The 13,449-nt window shown below is 73.2% G+C and carries 13 protein-coding genes; 8 read left to right on the plus strand and 5 right to left on the minus strand.

The window, feature by feature from the left end; all coding sequences use genetic code 11:
* Positions 1-14: 14 nt before the first annotated feature.
* Genes ACFPYL_RS04145 through menD form a run of 3 tightly spaced genes read left to right on the plus strand, consistent with a single transcriptional unit; the run spans position 15 to position 3,492 of the window.
* On the plus strand, positions 15-989 hold the full coding sequence (locus ACFPYL_RS04145) for an AMP-binding protein (protein WP_379150627.1): 975 nt from the start codon (positions 15-17) through the stop codon (positions 987-989).
* On the plus strand, positions 986-1,927 hold the full coding sequence (locus tag ACFPYL_RS04150; RefSeq protein ID WP_379150629.1) for an o-succinylbenzoate synthase: 942 nt from the start codon (positions 986-988) through the stop codon (positions 1,925-1,927). Before ACFPYL_RS04145 ends, ACFPYL_RS04150 begins: the two co-directional genes overlap by 4 nt.
* Positions 1,924-3,492, plus strand: a complete 1,569-nt coding sequence (menD, locus tag ACFPYL_RS04155) for a 2-succinyl-5-enolpyruvyl-6-hydroxy-3-cyclohexene-1-carboxylate synthase (RefSeq protein WP_379150631.1) — start codon at positions 1,924-1,926, stop codon at positions 3,490-3,492. The genes ACFPYL_RS04150 and menD overlap by 4 nt, the downstream gene beginning before the upstream one ends.
* On the opposite strand, the gene ACFPYL_RS04160 is transcribed toward menD, so the two are convergent.
* Positions 3,467-4,087, minus strand: coding sequence for a hypothetical protein (locus ACFPYL_RS04160; protein WP_379150633.1), 621 nt, complete (start codon positions 4,085-4,087; stop codon positions 3,467-3,469). The two genes, menD and ACFPYL_RS04160, sit on opposite strands and share 26 nt — an antisense overlap.
* 62 nt (positions 4,088-4,149) lie before the next feature.
* On the opposite strand from ACFPYL_RS04160, the gene ACFPYL_RS04165 reads away from it, so the two are divergent.
* Genes ACFPYL_RS04165 through ACFPYL_RS04175 form a run of 3 tightly spaced genes read left to right on the plus strand, consistent with a single transcriptional unit; the run spans position 4,150 to position 8,788 of the window.
* Positions 4,150-5,061, plus strand: coding sequence for a helix-turn-helix domain-containing protein (locus ACFPYL_RS04165; RefSeq protein WP_379150635.1), 912 nt, complete (start codon positions 4,150-4,152; stop codon positions 5,059-5,061).
* A 36-nt stretch (positions 5,062-5,097) separates the two neighbouring features.
* On the plus strand, positions 5,098-6,954 hold the full coding sequence (locus ACFPYL_RS04170) for a cation:proton antiporter domain-containing protein (RefSeq protein WP_379150637.1): 1,857 nt from the start codon (positions 5,098-5,100) through the stop codon (positions 6,952-6,954).
* 31 nt (positions 6,955-6,985) lie between these two features.
* Positions 6,986-8,788 carry a DUF6461 domain-containing protein gene (locus ACFPYL_RS04175; protein WP_379150639.1) on the plus strand — a complete coding sequence of 601 codons (1,803 nt, stop codon included), beginning with the start codon at positions 6,986-6,988 and terminating at the stop codon, positions 8,786-8,788.
* Here the strand turns inward: ACFPYL_RS04175 and ACFPYL_RS04180 are convergent.
* Positions 8,775-9,959 (minus strand): cytochrome P450, encoded by a 1,185-nt coding sequence (locus ACFPYL_RS04180; protein ID WP_379150641.1) that lies wholly within the window; start codon positions 9,957-9,959, stop codon positions 8,775-8,777. The genes ACFPYL_RS04175 and ACFPYL_RS04180 overlap by 14 nt on opposite strands.
* On the minus strand, positions 9,956-10,435 hold the full coding sequence (locus ACFPYL_RS04185; RefSeq protein ID WP_379150644.1) for a GNAT family N-acetyltransferase: 480 nt from the start codon (positions 10,433-10,435) through the stop codon (positions 9,956-9,958). Before ACFPYL_RS04185 ends, ACFPYL_RS04180 begins: the two co-directional genes overlap by 4 nt.
* Before the next feature lie 18 nt (positions 10,436-10,453).
* On the opposite strand from ACFPYL_RS04185, the gene ACFPYL_RS04190 reads away from it, so the two are divergent.
* Complete coding sequence (locus ACFPYL_RS04190) at positions 10,454-11,089, plus strand: MBL fold metallo-hydrolase (RefSeq protein ID WP_379150647.1); 636 nt, start codon at positions 10,454-10,456, stop codon at positions 11,087-11,089.
* Positions 11,090-11,171: 82 nt separating this feature from the next.
* Here the strand turns inward: ACFPYL_RS04190 and ACFPYL_RS04195 are convergent, their stop codons facing one another.
* On the minus strand, positions 11,172-12,398 hold the full coding sequence (locus ACFPYL_RS04195) for an isochorismate synthase (protein ID WP_379150650.1): 1,227 nt from the start codon (positions 12,396-12,398) through the stop codon (positions 11,172-11,174).
* Between the two features lie 64 nt (positions 12,399-12,462).
* On the opposite strand from ACFPYL_RS04195, the gene ACFPYL_RS04200 reads away from it, so the two are divergent.
* Entirely contained in the window at positions 12,463-13,098 is a 636-nt protein-coding gene (locus ACFPYL_RS04200; protein ID WP_379150653.1) for a hypothetical protein, read from the plus strand.
* Between the two features lie 2 nt (positions 13,099-13,100).
* Here ACFPYL_RS04200 and ACFPYL_RS04205 read toward each other — a convergent pair whose 3' ends face one another.
* Positions 13,101-13,442 carry a hypothetical protein gene (locus ACFPYL_RS04205; RefSeq protein WP_379150655.1) on the minus strand — a complete coding sequence of 114 codons (342 nt, stop codon included), beginning with the start codon at positions 13,440-13,442 and terminating at the stop codon, positions 13,101-13,103.
* Positions 13,443-13,449: the final 7 nt, after the last annotated feature.

Here is a 13,449-nt window from a genome sequence, read left to right on the forward strand (position 1 = left end):
CTACTGTCGGTCGCGTGATTAACGCGGTCCGCGAGCTCGAGGGGTGGCTGGCCTCCGAGGACCCGGACCCGTGGGTCGTGGAGACCTCCGGGTCGACCGGTACGCCGAAGCGGGTCGTGCTCTCGCGGGCCGCGGTGCTCGCGTCGGTGGAGGCGTCTGCCCGCCGGCTCGGCGGCTCCGGTCGCTGGCTGCTGGCCGTGCCCGCGTCGTACGTCGCCGGGGTGCAGGTCGTCTGCCGCTCGCTGGTCGCCGGGTACCCGCCGGTGCTGCTCGAGGAGCACGCGTCGTTCGCCGAGGCCGCCCGCGAGGCCGACTACGTCTCGCTGGTGCCGACGCAGCTGCACCGGCTGCTGGACACCGACGCCGAGGCGCTGCGCGGGTTCCGCACCGTGCTGCTCGGCGGCGGCCCGATCGACCCCGGGCTGCGGCAGCGTGCCGCGGACGCGGGGGTCCACGTCGTCGCGACGTACGGCTCCGCGGAGACCGCGGGTGGCTGCGTCTACGACGGCTACGCCCTCGACGGCGTGGCGCTCGCGCTCGACGCCGGCGGCCGGATCCGAATCGCAGGACCGACGCTCTTCGACGGGTACGCCGGCGACCCGGTCGCGACCGCCGAGGTGCTGGTCGACGGCTGGTTCCTGACCTCCGACGCCGGCCGTCTCGACGAGGACGGGCGGCTGCACGTGCTCGGCCGGGTCGACGACGTCGTGGTGAGCGGCGGCGTCAACGTGCCGGCCCCGGCGGTCGCGGCCCGGCTGCGCGAGCACCCCGCCGTCGCCGCCGCCGAGGTGCTCGGCGTCCCCGACGAGGAGTGGGGCAACCGGCTCGTCGCCTTCGTGGTCGGCGACGTGTCGCTCGACGAGCTGCGCGGCTGGGTCGGCGAGACGCACGCCCGGTCGTGGGCGCCGCGGCAGCTCGTCGAGCTCGACGCGATCCCGCTGCTGCCCAACGGCAAGCCCGACCGGGTGACCCTGCGGAGCATGGCGTGAGGGTCTACAGCCTGCCCTTGCGCACCCGCTTCCGCGGCATCACCGTCCGTGAGGGTGTGCTGCTCCCCGGTCCGGCCGGGTGGGGCGAGTGGAGCCCCTTCCTGGAGTACGACGCGGCCGTCGCCGAACCGTGGCTGCGCTGCGCCGAGGAAGCCGCCGCCGGCGACTGGCCGGCCCCCGTGCGCGACACCGTCCCGGTCAACGTCACCGTGCCGGCCGTCGGTCCCGAGCAGGCGCACGCGATCGTGCTCCGCGGCGGCTGCCGGACCGCGAAGGTGAAGGTCGCCGAGCCCGGCCAGTCCCTGGCCGACGACCAGGCCAGGCTCGAGGCGGTGCGCGACGCGATCGGCCCCGAGGGCCGGGTCCGGATCGACGTCAACGGGCTCTGGGACCTCGACGCCGCGGTCGCGAGCATCCCCGTCCTCGACCGCGCCGCCGGCGGCCTGGAGTACGTCGAGCAGCCGGTCGCGACCGTCGAGGACCTGGCGCGGGTGCGCCGCAGCGTCGACGTACCGGTCGCGGCCGACGAGTCCATCCGCCGGGCCGAGGACCCCTACCGGGTGCGCGACCTCGAGGCCGCCGACGTCGCCGTCCTCAAGGTGCAGCCGCTGGGCGGCGTCCGCGCCTGCCTGCGGATCGCCGAGGACATCGGCCTGCCGGTCGTCGTCTCGTCGGCGCTCGAGACGTCGATCGGGATCGCGGCGGGGGTCGCGCTGGCCGCGGCCCTGCCGGAGCTGCCCTACGCGTGTGGGTTGGCGACCGTCCAGCTCCTGGAGTCCGACGTCGTCACCGAGCCGCTGCTGCCGGTCGACGGGGCGCTGCCGGTGCGGCTGCCGGTGCTCGACGAGTCGCTGGTGCACGCCGACCCCGACCGGGTCGCCCACTGGGAGGCGCGGCTGGCCGAGGTGCGAGCCCTACGGCAGGATCGCTCCTCGTGACCGCCACCGACCTCGCCCGCTCCGTCGTGACCGCGCTGGTCGAGGCGGGCGTGACCGAGGTAGTGGTCGCGCCCGGGTCGCGCAACGCACCCCTCTCCTTCGCGGCGTACGACGCGGCCGCTGCGGGCCTGCTCCGGCTGCACACCCGCATCGACGAGCGCACCGCGGGCTTCCTCGCCCTCGGGCTGACCAAGAACGGCAACCGCGCCGCGGTCGTCTGCACCTCCGGCACCGCGGTCGCCAACCTGCACCCCGCCGTCCTCGAGGCAGCCCACGCCGGGCTGCCCCTGGTGGTCGTGACCGGCGACCGGCCGGCCCGGCTGCGCGGCACCAACGCCAACCAGACCACCGACCAGGTCGGCGTCTTCGGCCCGCTCGTCGCGACCCAGGACGCGGCCTCGGTCGACCTGTCCTCCCTCGCTCCCGTCCACGTCAACGTGGCGCTCGACGAGCCGCTGCTGCCCGACGGTGCCTGGGAGCCGGACGTCACCCCCGGCCCGCCCCCGGTCCGGGCCGAGCCCGCTGTCGTGGTCACCCTCGAGGCCGGACCGCGGACCGTCGTGGTCGCCGGCGACGACGCGGGACCGCGCGCCCGGCAGCTCGCCGAGTCGGGCGGCTGGCCGCTGCTCGCGGAGCCGTCGAGCGGGTCGCGCACGGGCGACAACGCCATCCGCACCTACCGGCTGTTGCTCGACGGCGACCTGGGGGAGCGGATCGAGCGGGTCGTGGTCTGCGGGCACCCGACGCTGTCGCGACCGGTCAGTCGGCTGCTCGCCCGCGACGACGTCCAGGTCGTCGACACCCCGTCGCGGGGCGCGTGGACCGAGCGGCCGTTCCCGGTCGACGAGCGGCTGCCCGTCGTCCCCCATGCCGCCGGTGCGGACGACCCCTCCTGGCTGGCGGAGTGGCACGACGCGGACGCCAGCGTCTCGCGACAGCTCGACCGGCTGCTCGCCGCCGAGCCCGACGTCACGCCGCACGAGGTGGCCGGGGCGGTCGCTCGGGCGCTGCCTGCAGGGGGACTGCTCGTCGTCGGCGCGTCCAGCCCGATCCGCGACCTCGACCTGATGGTGCCGCGCTACGAGGTCGGCGCGCGCCGCAAGGTGATCGCCAACCGCGGCCTGGCCGGCATCGACGGCACGATCTCCACCGCGATCGGCGCGGCACTGGCACGCCCGGGGACGACGCGGGCGTTCGCGCTGATGGGCGACGTGACCTTCGTGCACGACGCCAACGGCCTCGTCATCGGCCCCGGCGAGCCCGTCCCCGACCTGACGATCGTGGTCGTCAACGACGACGGCGGCTCGATCTTCACGATGCTCGAGCAGGGTGCGCCGGCGTACGACGACCGCTTCGAGAAGCTGTTCGGCACCCCCCACGGCGTCGACCTCGCCGCCCTCTGCGCCGCGACCCGCACGCCGCACTGGAGGGTCGGCTCGCTCGCCGAGCTCGAGCAGGCGCTCGCCAGCCCCAACGGCGGGATCGAGGTCGTCGAGGTGGTCGTGCGCCGCGACAACCGGCGCGACCTCGACGCCCGGATCAGAGCGCTGCGACCAGGTCCGTGATCGTCGCAGCGACCGCGACGGGGTCGACCAGCTGGTGCAGGTGCCGGCCGTCGAGCCGGTGCGCCGGCCGGCCGTGCGCGTGCGCGAAGGCGATCTCGTCGGCATAGGTGTCGCCGAAGGCGAGGTACGCCGACGGCCGGTCGGCCCAGCCGGCCGGGACCGGCACCCGGTGGTGGAAGTGGGTGAGCGGCAGCTGGGGCTGCTCCGCCTCGACGCGGCGACGGGTGGCGGCGTCGGGGAAGAGGCCCCGCACCTGGTCCTCGTCCCACCACTGCGTCCACGGCGGCAGCACGCCGTCCGCGTCGGCCAGGCCGGACAGGAAGTCCAGGAACCGGGGCGGCGCCAGCCCCACGTCCGACCCGTCGCCGGCGAGCGCCGCATCGACGTACACGGTCGCGCGCGCGGCGACCGCGGCGGCGAGGCGCGGGGCGTGGAGGCCGGCGTTGCTGTGCGGCACCAGGACGACGTCGTCCAGGTCCGCTGCCGCCGCGATCACGTCGTCGACGGCCGCCACCCGCGCGTCGAGCAGCTCGGCGACCGGCGCCCAGGTAGCAGGACCGAGCAGCGGGCTCGGCACGAGCAGCAGGGCAACCACACGCGCAGGCTACGCAAGCACGATCAAGCGCGGGGGTCCGCGTTGCCAGCATCATCGTTGACATGACCACCGCTCCGGATCTCTTCGCAGGGTTCGTCGACCACCTCGCCGAGGCGCTCGACGACCACGACGTGGGTCCCGACGAACGCGCCGCCCGGCTGCACTTCTCCCGCTACCACCTCGACCGGATGATCCGGTCGATCGCGGGGGAGCCGCCCGAGGCGTTCCGTCGACGCGTCCTGCTGGAGCGCGCGGCGTACCGCATGATCACGACCTCCGCCCCGCTCCTCGACATCGCCGTCGAGGCGGGCTACGGGTCCCACGAGGCGTTCACCCGCGCCTTCACCAAGGCGTACGGCGTCCCGCCGTCCGCCTGGCGCCGCAAGCCCGGCCACCTCCAGGTCGAGGCACCCAGCGGCGTGCACTTCCACCCACCCGGCGGCCTCCGGCTGCCGGCGAGAGACCAGGTGACACCGATGGACCTCCTCACGAAGATGGTCGAGCACCACGTCTGGCTGACCGGCGAGATGATCCGCGTCGCGGAGCGGCTCAGCGACGAGCAGCTCGACCAGCGCATCGAGCTCGACGTCGACGACGACCGCCAGACGATCCGCTCGCTCCTGTCCCGCCTCGTCGGCCAGATGGGCATGTGGAACGCCGCCCTCGCCACCCGCGACTACGACTGGTCGGTCGAGGAGCACGAGTCCGTGACCTCGCTCCGCGAACGTCTCGCGGCCGAGGGTCCGACGTACCTCTCCCACGTCCGCGACGTCGTCGACGCCGGCCGCCTCGACGACACCTTCGTCGACGCGCTCTGCGAGCCCGCCGAGGTCTTCACGTACGGCGGGATGATCGCCCACGTGCTGACCTTCGCCGCCCACCGGCGGACGCTGGTGGCGCTCGCGTTCACCAGCCACGGCATCGACGAGCTGGGCTGGGGCGACCCGATGCTCTGGGTCGCGCAACCCGCCTGACCTCCAACCGTCACGTCGATCGGGGAGGATGGGCGGGTGCATGTCGCCCTCTTCCTCGTCGCGCTCGCCGCCGGCGTGCTCGCGGTCGTCGTCGTCGCCCGGTGGGTCGACGTCCCGGCACCGCTGCTGCTGGTCGTCGCAGGCGTCGGCGCGTCGTTCCTGCCGTTCGTGCCGCAGGTCCACCTCGAGCCCGAGGTGGTGCTGCTGGGGCTGCTCCCGCCGCTGCTCTACTCGGCGTCGATCTCGTCCTCGCTGAGCGACTTCAACGCCCATCGCCGGGTGATCCTGGCGCTGTCGGTTGGTGCCGTCCTCTTCACGATGGCCGGCGTCGGCGTGGTGGTGCACGAGCTGGTGCCGGACATCACCTGGCCGATGGCCTTCGCCCTCGGCGCGGTCGTGGCGCCGCCGGACGCCGTCGCGGCCACCGCGATCGGCCGCAACATCGGTCTGCCCCGCCGGATCGTGACGATCCTCGAGGGCGAGTCGCTCTTCAACGACGCGACCGCACTTGTCGCCCTGCGTACGGCGCTCCTCGCGACCGGGCTGTCCTGGTACGTCGGCTGGGACTTCCTCGTCGCCGCCGGCGGCGGTGTGCTGATCGGCCTGGTCGGCTTCTTCGTCATCGCGAAGCTCCGGCACCGGATCACCGACCCGGTGCTCGACGTCGGGCTCTCCTTCGTCATCCCGTTCGCGTGCTTCATCGCCGCCGAGGAGATCCACGCGTCGGGTGTGGTCGCCGTGGTCGTCGCCGGCCTGCTGCTCGGTCACAAGTCGGCGCTGCTGCAGACGGCGCAGTCGCGGATCGCGGAGCAGACCAACTGGCGCACGATCGCGTTCCTGCTGGAGAACACCGTCTTCGCGCTGATCGGCCTGCAGGCGCAGTGGCTCTTCCAGGACCTCGCCGACAGCGACCTCTCGGGAGGCCGGATCGCGCTCATCTGCGCCGCGACCTTGCTCGCCTGCATCGTGCTGCGCATCGTGTGGGTCTACATCTCCCGGTGGATGCTGGTCCGCCCAGGCCCCGACCCGACGACCGGCCGCAGGCCACCGATCGCCGAGACGTTCCTCGTCGGCTGGGCCGGCATGCGTGGTGTCGTCACGCTGGCCGCGGCCTTCCTGATCGACGAGGACACCCCGCACCGCGAGGTGCTGCTGATGGCGGCGTTCACCGTCGTGGCCGGCACCCTCCTGATCCAGGGCCTCTCGCTGCCGATGATCGCGCGCTGGCTGAAGGTGCCCTCGCCCGACCCGCTCGACGACGCGCTGGCCCGCGCGACGCTGCTGCAACAGGCGTCCAAGGCCGCGCTCGACGAGCTCGACGAGATGGACTACGACGACCGCGCCGGCGTCGTCGACCTGATCCGGCAGCGGCTCGACCAGCGCAATTTCGCCGCCTGGGAGCGGCTCAGCACCACCGCCGACCAGGAGTCGCCGGCCGCGCTCTACTACCGGATCCGCACCGAGATGCTCGACGCCGAACGCCGCCGGATCCTCGACATCCGCAAGTCGGGCACCGTCGACTCCGAGGTGATCGCCGACGTGCTCGCGACCCTCGACATCGAGGAGTCGATGCTCGACAGCGCGGAGGCCGAGCGCGACGAGTCCGCGGCGTACGGCGTCCGCCGCTGGACCACCGGCGACCTCTGCCCCGACCTCGAGCAGTACGCCGTGGTCGACGAGGAGCCCGCGACGTACTGCCAGGCCTGCCTCGACGAGGGCACCCAGTGGGTCGCGCTGCGCCGCTGCCTCGAGTGCGGCAACGTCGCCTGCTGCGACTCCTCACCCAAGCAGCACGCCACGCGGCACTTCCACGAGGAGCAGCACCCCGTCATGCAGTCCGCCGAGCCCGGCGAGGACTGGCGCTGGTGCTACGTGCACCACCTGACCGCCTGACGCGCGCGGCGTAGCGCCCTACGCTGCGCGCATGCCTGCTGTCGATGTCGAGACCTACGCCTGGCTGTCGGAGTCCGAGCTCGAGGTGGCCGGATGCGTCACCGTCGTCCCGGAGGCGGACCCCGACGCGGTGGTCCAGGCGTTCGGGCACGAGCCCGGCGCCGACGACGGTGCAGACGGGCTGCCTCGTGAGAGCTTCTCGGAACGCGCGATCCGGGGTGACCTCGGCGACTTCGGGAACGAGATCTGGGTGGCGGCGACCGGCAGCAACGCGGCGGTCTTCGAGTTCAACGGGTTCGAGGGAACGCGGGCCGAGGTGCTGCGCGATGCCTCACGGCGCGGCGCCAAGGTTGCCGCCAGCATCTTCTGGAACGTGAACGGCGCTGTCCAGGTGACGTGCGCCCGCCGCGGCAAGGTGGTGGCGACGGTCGACCTCTCCTACGTCGACGAGGACGACCTCGCCGAGCTGCCGCGGGCGCTGCGGCCGCTCGCGCGCCTCTGTGTCGGCGACGACGTCCCCGACCTGGTGGCGGTCGGTGCGGCCATGGTGGAGACGTACGCCGGTGTCGGGTTCTCCCGGGCCGACCTCGACGGGTCCCGGTCCCTGCCGATCATCTCCCGGCCGGCAGACCTCACGACGTACCTCCCGGGAGGGCGGGGGTACCGGCCGCTGGAGCACTCCCTTCCCGAGCTGCAGGATGCCGTCGATGCCCTACCCCCGGGGAGCCAGCGCCGCCTGGCGGAGTGGGCGGCGCTGGCTGCCGCTCGGGAGGCCGGCCTGACCGACCAGCCGGCCGTCCGACAGGTCCTCGACCAGCTCGGGTCAGGCGCGCCGACGTCCCTGCCGCCCGGACTGGAGACGCTGCGACGCCGGTACGCTGCCGCTAGCGACCGCCTGGAGGCCGAGGACGACTTCGACGAGGCATCCGCCGGGGCGCTGGCGAGGTACCACGCCTGGCTTCCGATCCACGGGCTCGAGGCGCTGCGGTACACGTCGCACGCAGACCCGTACTCGGCGGCGATCGGCGCGCTCTCCGCAACCGCCTCTGCGTTCACGTCGACGCGGACCGAGCGCGGCGCCACCTTCGTCAATGACGAGCGGGGACGGCACGTCGGGGAGTTCGCGCCGTCACCCAGGATGCGGCAGCTGGCGAACGTCCTCGGCTCGGTCCTCGCCGCAGACCCGACGGACTGGGACGAGCTGGCCGCACGGCTGCCGGCGCCGCTCGGCGCGGACGAGCTCGCGGCCGCCGCCGACGCGGACCGACGCTGGCAAGAGGCGGGTGCCTTCGCGACCTGGCAGTTCGTGGAGTCGCACGACCACGAGTCGGACGACGACGATGACGACGATGAAGACGGGCTCAGCGTTCGGCTCGGGTTCGGGTTCGTCGAGCCCGACTACGACGCCTCGGTGCTGGAGCGGTATCGCGAGCTCGACCAGCGAGACCGGGCGATCGCAGCCCGCGGTCCGATCGCCGCAGGCGTCCTGGAGCCCGACAACCCCGGTGGCTTCGCGGTAGTCATGTCGGACGGCGTGCAGATCGAGCGGATGCCGGTGGGCCGGAAGGCGGGCTACCTGTGGTTCACGTTCGTGTGGACGAGCGAGTTCGGGATCGACCCCTGGATGCCGGGAGGTCGGGGACAGGGGCCGGACGACCGGGTCAGGTTCGATGGGCCGTACGGTCGGATCCACCCCAACGGAGGCGGAGGAAGTGGCGACGGCGACGCTTACTCGTGGCACTTCCGCATTCCCATCGCCGGCCTGGCGTGGGTCAGGCTGACCTACGTGGACGACCGGACGACCGTCGCCACCGAGACCATCAATCTCGCCTGAGCGGCGCGAACCTGATCGGGAACGACAGCGCCCCCGTGTTGCCGGAGACCGGCAGCCACTGACCCGGCCCGTCCGGTACGGCGTCCGGCATCCGCCGGGCGAGCAGCGGCAGGGCGACCGCCATGTCGGTGCGCGCGACGAAGTGGCCGAGGCAGTGGTGCACGCCCGCGCCGAAGCCGTGGTGCGGCGGCCGCTGCTGGGTGATGTCGAAGGCGGGGTCGGGCATCGCCGACGGATCGGTGCCGGCACTGTGCGACAGCATCTGCACGATGCCGCCCCGCGGGATGTGCAGCCCCTGGAACTCCACGTCCTCGAGCGCTTCGCGCGTCACCCAGGTGACGGTCGGGTTGACCCGCATCACCTCCTCCACGGCGTTCTCGCCGAGGTCCGGCCGCTCGCCGAGCAGCCGCCACTGGTCGGGGTGCCGGAGCAGCGTCTGGAGGGCGAGCCCGAGCTGGTTGCGGGTCGTCTCCATGCCGGCGAAGGCCAGGAAGACCAGCGCGACCCCGAGCTCGTGGCGCGAGAGCCGGTCGCCGTCCTCGGTGGCCTGCACGAGCGTGGTGACCAGGTCGTCGCGCGGGTGCGCGGTGCGGTCCGCGACCACCTCGTCGACGTACCCGTAGAGGCCGTCGAGGGCGGCCTCGATCTTCGGGACCTGGTTGCCGACGTCGATCGAGAAGGACGCCCCGAGGTCGTCGGCCCACTGCGCGACCTGGTGCCAGTGGTCCTCGGGCAGCCCGAGCAGGACACAGATGATGCGCGCGGCGTACGGCTCCGCGAACTCGCTGACGAACTCGACCTCGCCGCGCTCCGCGAAGCCGTCGATGAGCTCGTTCGCGAGGGCCTGGAAGCGCGGGCGCATCGCCGCGATGGTCTTGTTGCGGAAGGCAGGCATCAGCAGCCGTCGGATCCGGGCGTGGTCGTCACCCTCCAGCGACAGCAGCGTCTCCTGCCACCAGTCGGAGAAGAGCCCGGAGTGGATGCCGTTCTGGGAGGGCCAGCGCGCGTTGCCCTGCCGGAAGCGGCGGTCGCGCAGCAGCGCGCTGACCTCCGCGTAGCGCAGCACCGCCCAGCCCCAGTTGGTCTCGACGTACCAGCTCGTCGATCGGGCCTCGTGCACCGTCGGCGACGTCACGTCGAACGTCGGGTCGGAGAGGTCGAAGTAGCTCATGGCCGGACCATCCTGATCTCCCAGGTCCCGAGCCCGTCGTAGAAGTCGCGGGCTCCGTCGGCGACGAAGCCGTTGCGACGGTAGAACCCCTGCGCGCGCTCGTTGTCCTCCAGGACCCACAGTGAGCACGGCTCGTCGGGTCGTACGGCGTCCCAGAGCTCCTGACCGAGCCCGGTGCCCCACCACGCCTGCCGGGTGTAGATCGCGTACAGCTCCTGGGTCGCATCGCCCGGGTGGCGACCCGGGCCGACAACCGAGAAGCCGACGATCTCGCCGTCGTGCTCGGCCAGCACGCGCGGCGGCCCCTCCGTCAGGTGCCGCGTCCACGCGGCCAGCCAGCCCTCGGTGTCGGCGAGGCGCTCGGCCAGCAGGGCCGGATCGGCGTACGGACCGTAGGCCTCGCGCCAGCACTCCGCGTGCATCACCGCACAGGCGGCCGCGTCGGCGGGGGTCGCGAGGCGAAGCGCGGGGGGCACGGTGGCATCGTAGGGGCCATGCGGATCACGAAGTTCGGCCATGCCTGCGTCCGGATCGAGCACGACGGCACCACGATCGTCCTCGACCCCGGCGTCTTCACCGACCCCGAGGCCGTCGACGGCGCGGACGCCGTACTGATCACCCACGAGCACTTCGACCACTACGTCCCGGACCACCTGCGTGCCACCGATGCGCAGATCTTCACGATCGACTCCGTCGCGGCGAAGATCCGCGAGGACGCGCCCGACGTGGCCGAACGGGTCACCGTCGTCACGCCGGGGGAGACCCTCGACGTGGGGCTGCCGGTGCGCGTCGTCGGCGAGATGCACGCGATCATCCACCCGGAGATCCCGCGGATCTTCAACAGCGGGTACGTCGTGACCGCCGGCGACGCGAAGGTCTACCACCCCGGCGACTCGCTCACCGAGCCCGGCGAGGAGGTCGACCTGCTGCTGGTGCCGTCGTCGGCCCCGTGGCTGAAGGCGTCCGAGGCGATCGAGTTCGCACGGGCGGTGAAGGCCCCCCGCAACCTGGCGATCCACGACCGGATCTACACCGAGGCTGCCCACGGCATCCTCGAGACGCAGATGAACCTCTTCCTCCCGAAGGCCGGCCAGGAGTACCTCCGGCGGGCCGACGGCGCGGACTTGTAGGGCACTTCCTCAACTTCTGGGGCTTTGCAATGCCCGACAAGTTGAGGGAGACCCGGTCAACCGGGTATCCCTGGGACGACCCTCAGCCAGCCGTCAGCGCGTCCCGCACCGGCACGAACTTCGCCTGCGCCTCGGCGAGCTCGGCCTCCGGGTCGGAGTCGGCGACGATCCCGCAGCCGGCGAACAGGCGCACGGTGGAGCCGTCGACCCGGGCCGAGCGCAGCGCGATGCCCCACTCGCCGTCGCCGGAGGTGTCCATCCAGCCGACCGGGCCGGCGTAGCGGTCGCGGTCCATGCCCTCGATCTCGGCGATCAGGGCGGTCGCGACCGGGGTCGGGGTGCCGCCCACGGCGGCCGAGGGGTGCAGCGCCTCGGCGAGCTGCAGCGACGACACGGTCGCGGAGTCGTGCACGACGCCGGCGACGTCGGTGGCCAGGTGCATCACGTTGGGCAGGTGCAGCACGAACGGAGCCTCGGGCACGTTCATCGACGAGCAGTGCGGCTCCAGCGCGTCGGCGACGGAGCGGACGGCGTACTCGTGCTCCTCGAGGTCCTTCGACGACCGGGCCAGCGTGGCGGCCAGCGCCAGGTCGCGCTCGTCGTCGCCGGTACGACGGATCGTGCCGGCGAGCACGCGGGAGGTGACGAGGCCACGCTCCCGGCGCACCAGCATCTCGGGAGTCGCGCCGAACATGCCGTCCACGTGGAAGGTCCAGCACATCGGGTAGGTCTCGGTGAGACGACCCAGCGGCCACCGGACGTCGATCGGCTCGTCGGCGGTGGCGACCAGGTCGCGGGCCAGGACGACCTTCTCGAGCTCCGAGCGGCTGATCCGGGCGACGGCGTCGGCGACCACCGACATCCACTGCTCGCCGTTGAGGGCGCCGTCCGCGAAGCTCACGCCCACCGGCGCGGCGGCCGCCGGCGCCGGGTCCAGCGCCGGGTCGGCCTCGTCGCCGACGACGGTCAGCCAGGCGATGTCGCCGCGGCGGCCGACGACCACCCGGGGCATGACGAGCACGGACTCGCCGGGCTCGTCGGCGAAGGTGAAGGTGCCGAAGGCCACCGGTCCGGTGCCCGGTTCGTTGACCTCGTCGGTCACGCTCGCGCGTGCCGTGGTCTCGCGCCACCACTTGTCGGCGTCCGCGAAGCGGGTGGCGCCGTGGGTGCGCACCTCGGCGGCGACGCCCCAGCCCACCAGGCCGTCGCCGCGGCGCAGCCAGGTCACCGGACGGTCGGCCGGGACCAGGTCGAGGAGCCGCGTGGCCTCGGCGAGGTCGAGGCGGGTCGTGCGGACGGTGAGCGTCACGGGCCGAGCGTACTCACGGACCCGGCGAAACCCCGCGCCGGCCGCACTAGTAGCGTCGGAGGGCGTGAGCACCCCCACAAGCACCGGCCGACCCTCGGTGGTCGCGATCCTGCTCGGCGTCCTCTTCCTGGGCCTGCTGGCCGCCTTCGCGATCGGGCTGCCGAAGGCGCAGGGCGACGAGGCCGCCCCGGAGCCGGAGAAGCTGTCCCTGACGCTGCCGGACACCCTGCCCGGTGGGTACGTCGCCTCCGACGACCCGGCCGCGTTCGCCGACGGCCAGCTGGCCGACCAGGCCGACGAGATCGCGAAGCAGGAGGCGGCCAACGCCGACTACGGCAACGGGGTGCTCCCGGACGCGCTCGGCACCTCGGCCGCGACGCGCACGTACGTCGCCGACGGCACCGAGGCCGTCTTCGTGCAGGTGTTCCAGTCCGAAGGTGGCGCGTTCGCGCCCAACAGCATCCCCGACCCGGCGAACACCGGGGGCCAGGCCGGCACCGAGATGACCAAGGTCGGCGACGGCGCCTGCATCCTCACCTACGGCCAGGCCCAGGCCGCCGGACAGGCGGCGCCCGTCGCGTTCAGCCAGTGCCAGGTCTCGGAGGGCGAGGTGACCGTCCAGATCGGCTCGTCCGCCGTGGCGGCCGACGACCTGGTCGGCGTCGCCGACGAGCTCCTGAAGACCTACGACCAGGACTGAGGTCACCCGTCGGGGTCGTCGACCCCGAGGATCGCGAGCGCCTCGGCCCGGTCGTCTGGCGCCGCCTCGCGCTGGCCGAATCCACCCTGCCGCTGCGCGACGAGGAACTCCCGCCCGAGTCCGACGGAGCCCAGGATCCGGCCCGCGTCGTAGAACGTGAGCTGGGCGCTGACGATCTCGACGCCCTCGCGCGGCACGTACCAGCCGTCCTCGCGCTCGGCGAGCCAGGCACCGAGGCGGGCGATCGCGTCCCGGTCGGTGACCCGGTCGTACTCGGCGTTCATGTGGTCGGTCAGGACGACCTCGCCGGCGTCGCCGAGGTCGGCGAGGTCCAGGTGACGCATCGTCGGC

The sequence above is a fragment of the Nocardioides hankookensis genome, assembly GCF_042658885.1.
GTDB classification, from domain to species: domain Bacteria; phylum Actinomycetota; class Actinomycetes; order Propionibacteriales; family Nocardioidaceae; genus Nocardioides; species Nocardioides hankookensis.

Bases quoted from the DNA above. Each gene is read 5' to 3' on its own strand.
- ACFPYL_RS04165 (WP_379150635.1), top strand. From the start codon at position 4,150: ATGACCACCGCTCCGGATCTCTTCGCAGGGTTCGTCGACCACCTCGCC.
- ACFPYL_RS04175 (WP_379150639.1), top strand. From the start codon at position 6,986: ATGCCTGCTGTCGATGTCGAGACCTACGCCTGGCTGTCGGAGTCCGAG.
- ACFPYL_RS04180 (WP_379150641.1), bottom strand. From the start codon at position 9,959: ATGAGCTACTTCGACCTCTCCGACCCGACGTTCGACGTGACGTCGCCG.
- ACFPYL_RS04190 (WP_379150647.1), top strand. From the start codon at position 10,454: ATGCGGATCACGAAGTTCGGCCATGCCTGCGTCCGGATCGAGCACGAC.
- ACFPYL_RS04205 (WP_379150655.1), bottom strand. From the start codon at position 13,442: ATGCGTCACCTGGACCTCGCCGACCTCGGCGACGCCGGCGAGGTCGTC.